Genomic DNA, 5,245 nt, shown 5'->3' with positions numbered 1-5,245 from the left:
GTGTCCTGTCCGGGATGGCGCAGGAATCCCTCACCGGGGACGCGCAGTTGATCACGGCCCTGCGCAAGGACCGACCCGAACCGCAGGCCCTGGTCACCGCCCTCGGCCGCCTGCACGTCGCAGGCGTCACTCCGGACTGGTCGGCGTACTTCACCGGCACCGGCGCTCGCCGGGTGGATCTGCCCACGTACGCCTTCCAGCGCCATCGCTACTGGCCGCGTGCCGCGGCGCAGACCCGTGATGTGGCGTCGCTCGGGCAATTGGGAACCGGGCACCCACTGCTCGGCGCCGCCGTCGCGCTCGCCGACTCCGACAGCCTGCTGCTGACGGGTCGTATCTCCCGGCAGACGCATCCGTGGATCGCCGACCACACGGTGGGCGGCGCCGTGCTGCTGCCCGGCACCGCCTTCGTCGAGTTGGCGATTCACGCGGGCGATCAGGTCGGTTGCGGGCAGGTGGCCGAACTGACCCTGGAGGCACCGCTGGTGCTGCCCGAAAGTGGTGGCGTACAGCTGCAAGTGGCCGTCGGCCCGGCCGGTGACGGCGGCAGCCGCACACTGACCGTGCACTCGCGGCCGGAAGACGCGTCCGCCGACGTCCTGTGGATCCGGCACGCCGGCGGTGTGCTCGTCCCGGAGTCCGGGTCTGCGCCCGGGGCCGGGTCCGGTGCGAGCCGGCCGGAGGCGCTCGAGGTATGGCCGCCCGCCGGGGCCGAGCCCCTCGACGTCGACGGCTTCTACGAGCGTCTCCTCGAGACGGGTTACGGCTACGGTCCGGCGTTCCAGGGGCTGCGGGCCGCGTGGCGGCGCGGTGACGAGCTGTTCGCCGAGGCCGAGGTGGCCGAGGCGGACGCGTCGGACGCCACCCGGTTCGGGCTGCACCCGGCGCTGTTCGACTCCGCGCTGCACGTACTCGGCCTGTCCGCCGCCGATGACGGCGCGTCGCAGGAAGGCGGCTCCGGGACCCGGCTGCCCTTCTCGTGGACCGGTCTCCGACTGCACGCCACGGGCGCCTCCGCGGTACGGGTCCGGCTGGCCACCGGCGATTCGGGTGCCGTGGCCGTGACCGTGGCCGACGCTGCTGGACTGCCCGTCGCCTCCGTGGAAGCCCTCGCGTTCCGCGAGGTGGCGGGCGATCAGCTCGCGGCCGCGCGGACAACCGGACCCGACGCGCTGTTCACGGTGGACTGGGTCACTACGGTGGAGACTCACGCGGCCGACGGGCCGCAGGACGGTTTCGTCCTGCTGGGCGACGCAGGTCAGGCCGGGACCGTCGGCAGTGCTGAGGGCACAGTCGGTGACAGCGACTTTGTGGGCGAGGTAGCCACAGGGCTCGCCGCCGCGGGCCACACGGTGAACACCCACCCCAGTCTGTCCGAACTTGACGCCGCCGTACCGGAGTTCGTGGTCCTGCCCTGCGCGGGCGAGCCCGAGCCGATCGCGGCCGCCGTCCACGAGCTGACCGCACGGGTCCTCGGTGCGCTGCGCTCCTGGGCCGACGACGAGCGCTTCGCCGCCGCCCGGCTCGTGGTGCTCACCCGGGGCGCCATCGCCCTACGGCAGGGCGACTCCGTCGACCCGGCCGCCGCCGCGGTGTGGGGTCTGGTGCGTTCGGCCCAGTCGGAGCACCCGGGCCGCTTCGTCCTCGCCGACCTCGACGGCACAGCGGAGGGGTACGGAGCTCTGCCCGCGGCGCTCGCCGTGGACGAGCCGCAGGTCGCGGTGCGGGAGGGCGACGTCCTGGTGCCGCGGCTCGCGAAGGCCGGCTTCGCGAGTGCTGGTGCCGGTGCCGGTGCCGGTGCCGGTGAACCGACGGTGCCGGGCTCCGGACCGCGCCCCCTCGACCCCGACGGGACCGTGCTGATCACCGGTGGCACCGGCACCCTCGGCGCCCTGATCGCCCGCCACCTGGTGACCGGGCACGGCGTACGGCACCTGCTGCTGCTCTCCCGGCGTGGTCAGGAAGCCGACGGCGCAGCCGAACTGGAGGCGGAGCTCACCGAGTTGGGGGCGCGGGTGCACATCGCCGCGTGCGACGCCGCCGACCGCGACGTACTGGCCACCGTGCTCGACAAACTGGAACGGCCGCTCACCGGCGTGGTGCACACGGCGGGTGTCGTCGACGACGGCGTGCTGTTCTCGCTGACGCCCGAGCGGCTCTCCGCCGTACTGCGGCCCAAGGTCGACGCGGCCCTGAACCTGCACGAGCTGACCCGCGACCTCGACCTGGCGATGTTCGTACTGTTCTCCTCGGCCGCCGCCACCTTCGGCGGCGCGGGGCAGGGCAACTACGCCGCGGCGAACGCGTTCCTGGACGCGCTCGCCCAGCACCGCCGCGCCCAGGGGCTGGCGGGCCAGTCCCTCGCCTGGGGCATGTGGGCCGCGCGCAGCGCGATGACCGGCGAACTCGGTGAGGCCGACCTGGCCAGGATGAGCCGCGGTGGCATCGGCGCCCTGACGACCGAGCAGGGCCTCGCACTGTTCGACACCGCGACCGGCACCGGGCACGCGCTGCTCGTACCCGTACCGCTCGACCTGGCACAGCTGAGCCAACAGGGCGCCGCTCTATCGCCGTTGCTGCGAGGCCTGGTCCGCACCCCGGCGCGCCGCAGCGCCGCCGCGTCCGCCGACGCCGAGCGGGACCACGGCCCGACGCTGGCGCAACGGCTCGCCGGCCTGACCGGGCAGCAGCGCCTCGTCGCCCTCGCCGACCTGATCGCCCAGCACGTCGCCGCCGTGCTCGGCTACCCGTCGGCCGCGGCGGTCGACCTCAAACGGCCCTTCCAGGAGATGGGATTCGACTCGCTGACTGCGGTGGAACTACGCAACCGCATGAACACGGCCACCGGCCTGCGGCTGCCCCCCACCCTCGTCTTCGACAACCCCACCCCGCACGACCTCGCCGCGCACCTGCTCGAAGAGCTCCCGCTCGACGACGACCCCGCGGCGGCACCGCTCGACACCGAGCTGGACAAGCTGGAATCGCTGCTGACCGCGGCCCCCCTCGCCGCGGAGGACCGGTCACGCGTCGAGCAGCGGCTGCGGTCCTTCCTCGCGCTGTGCGAGGGCGTCAGCACCGCGACCGACGGCAGCGACGACAACAGCGACCTCGTGGCCGCGACCGCGGACGAGATCTTCGACCTCATCGACAACGAGCTCGGAACGGTCTGAACACCCCGATGAACAAGCCCTCTGCCTCCCCGGTCTCCGCGCCCGTCCCTCGGCCGGCCCCTTCCCCTCTCCCTGCCCCTGCCCCTCTTCCTGTCTCTCTGCCGAGGAGCTGACTCCATGTCCAACGAAGAGAAGTTCCTCGAGTACCTCAAGCGCGTCACCGCCGACCTCCGCGAAGCCCGCAAGCGGCTGCGCGAAGTGGAGGACCAGGACTCCGAGCCGATCGCCCTGGTTGCCATGGGCTGCCACTACCCGGGTGGTGTCAACACCCCCGAGGACCTGTGGCGGCTCGTCGCCGACGGCGCCGACGGCGTCTCGCCCTTCCCCGCCGACCGCGGCTGGGACCTGGAGAGCCTCTACGACGGCGACCCGGAGAACAGCGGCACGAGCTACACCAGCGAGGGCGGGTTCCTCGAGGGTGCCGCCGAGTTCGACGCCGACTTCTTCGGCGTCTCGCCGCGCGAGGCCCTCGCCATGGACCCGCAGCAGCGCCTTCTCCTCGAAACCGCATGGGAGACCTTCGAACGCGCCGGTATCGACCCGTCGTCGCTGCGCGGCAGCCGGACCGGTGTGTTCGTCGGCGCCTACTCCCAGGGCTACGGCAACGCCTTGGAGATCTCGCCGGACGCCGCGGTCGTCGAAGGGCACCTCGCCACCGGCACGGCCACCAGCATCGTGTCCGGCCGCATCGCCTACACCCTTGGCCTGGAAGGCCCCGCCCTCACCCTCGACACGGCCTGCTCCTCCGCGCTCGTCGCCCTGCACCTCGCCTGCCACAGCCTGCGCAAGGGCGAGTGCTCCCTCGCGCTCGCTGGTGGCGTCGCCGTCATGGCGACTCCCGGCGCGTTCACGGAGTTCAGCCGCCAGCGAGGCCTCGCGTCCGACGGCCGGTGCAAGGCGTTCTCCGCCGACGCGGACGGCACCGGCTGGAGCGAGGGCGTGGGCCTGCTGCTCCTGGAGCGCCTCTCCGACGCCGAGCGCAACGGCCACCGCGTCCTCGGCGTCATCCGGGGCACCGCCGTGAACCAGGACGGCGTCAGCAACGGCCTGACCGCACCCAACGGCCGCTCCCAGCAGAAGGTGATCCGCCAGGCCCTCGCCAACGCGCGCCTGACCACCGCCGACGTCGACGCGGTCGAGGCACACGGCACTGGCACCTCGCTGGGCGACCCGATCGAGGCGCAGGCGCTGCTCGCCACGTACGGCCAGGACCGCGATGCCGACCAGCCGTTGTGGCTCGGTTCCATCAAGTCGAACATCGGCCACTCCCAGGCGGCCGCCGGTGTCGCCGGCGTCATCAAGATGGTCATGGCCATGCGCCATGGCACGCTGCCGAAGACCCTGCACATCAGCGAGCCCACCCCGAACGTCGACTGGTCGGCGGGCGCCGTCGAACTGCTCACCGAGGCCCGCCCCTGGCCCGCGACCGACCGGCCGCGCCGCGCGGCCGTCTCGTCGTTCTCCTTCAGCGGCACGAACGCCCACGTCATCGTCGAGCAGACGCCCACGGCACCCCACGCTTCCGACGAGCCCGGCGCCGAGCAGGCCGAACGGTCCGCTCCGCAACTTCCCGAAGTTCCCGTCATTCCCTGGACCCTGTCCGGCAAGACCCCGGAGGCCTTGCGCGCCCAGGCGCAGCGCCTGCGGTCGGCGCTGGCAGAGGACTGCTCGCCGCTTGATGTGGCGTTCTCGCTGGCGACGACGCGTGCGGCACTGGAGCATCGTGCGGTGGTCGTCGGCTCCGGGCGGGAGGGATTGGTACAGGGGCTGGAGGCGTTGGCGGAGGGTGCGCCGGCGTCGGGTGTGGTGAGTGGCGCCNAGGGATTGGTACAGGGGCTGGAGGCGTTGGCGGAGGGTGCGCCGGCGTCGGGTGTGGTGAGTGGCGCCTTCCGGGGATCTGGCGGGCAGTCGGCCGTGTTGTTCTCGGGGCAGGGGTCTCAACGGGCGGGTATGGGCCGGGAGTTGTATGAGGCGTATCCGGTGTTCGCCGATGCGTTGGATGCGGTGTGTGCCGTGTTCGACGGGGTGTTGGAGCGGCCGCTGCGTGAGGTGATGTTCGAGGGCGGGGAGTTGCT

At 72.7% G+C, this 5,245-nt stretch carries 1 protein-coding gene and 2 pseudogenes; all 3 read left to right on the top strand.

Features of this window, described 5'->3' with window-relative positions:
• Positions 1 to 14 precede the first annotated feature (14 nt).
• Positions 15 to 3,170, top strand: a pseudogene (locus FGD71_RS00040) (type I polyketide synthase); the annotation flags it as partial.
• Positions 3,171 to 3,287: 117 nt separating this feature from the next.
• A pseudogene (locus FGD71_RS00035) lies at positions 3,288 to 4,988 on the top strand (type I polyketide synthase); the annotation flags it as partial.
• A gap of 1 nt (position 4,989) precedes the next feature.
• On the top strand, positions 4,990 to 5,245 hold a 256-nt coding region (locus FGD71_RS48160), incomplete at both ends, for an acyltransferase domain-containing protein (RefSeq protein ID WP_244951176.1).

Origin of the sequence: Streptomyces sporangiiformans, from assembly GCF_005768555.2 — a bacterium.
Classification (GTDB): Bacteria; Actinomycetota; Actinomycetes; order Streptomycetales; family Streptomycetaceae; genus Streptomyces; species Streptomyces sporangiiformans.
The sequence above is the reverse complement of the archived record's forward strand: the minus strand, read 5'-3'. Positions and strand labels throughout refer to the sequence as shown.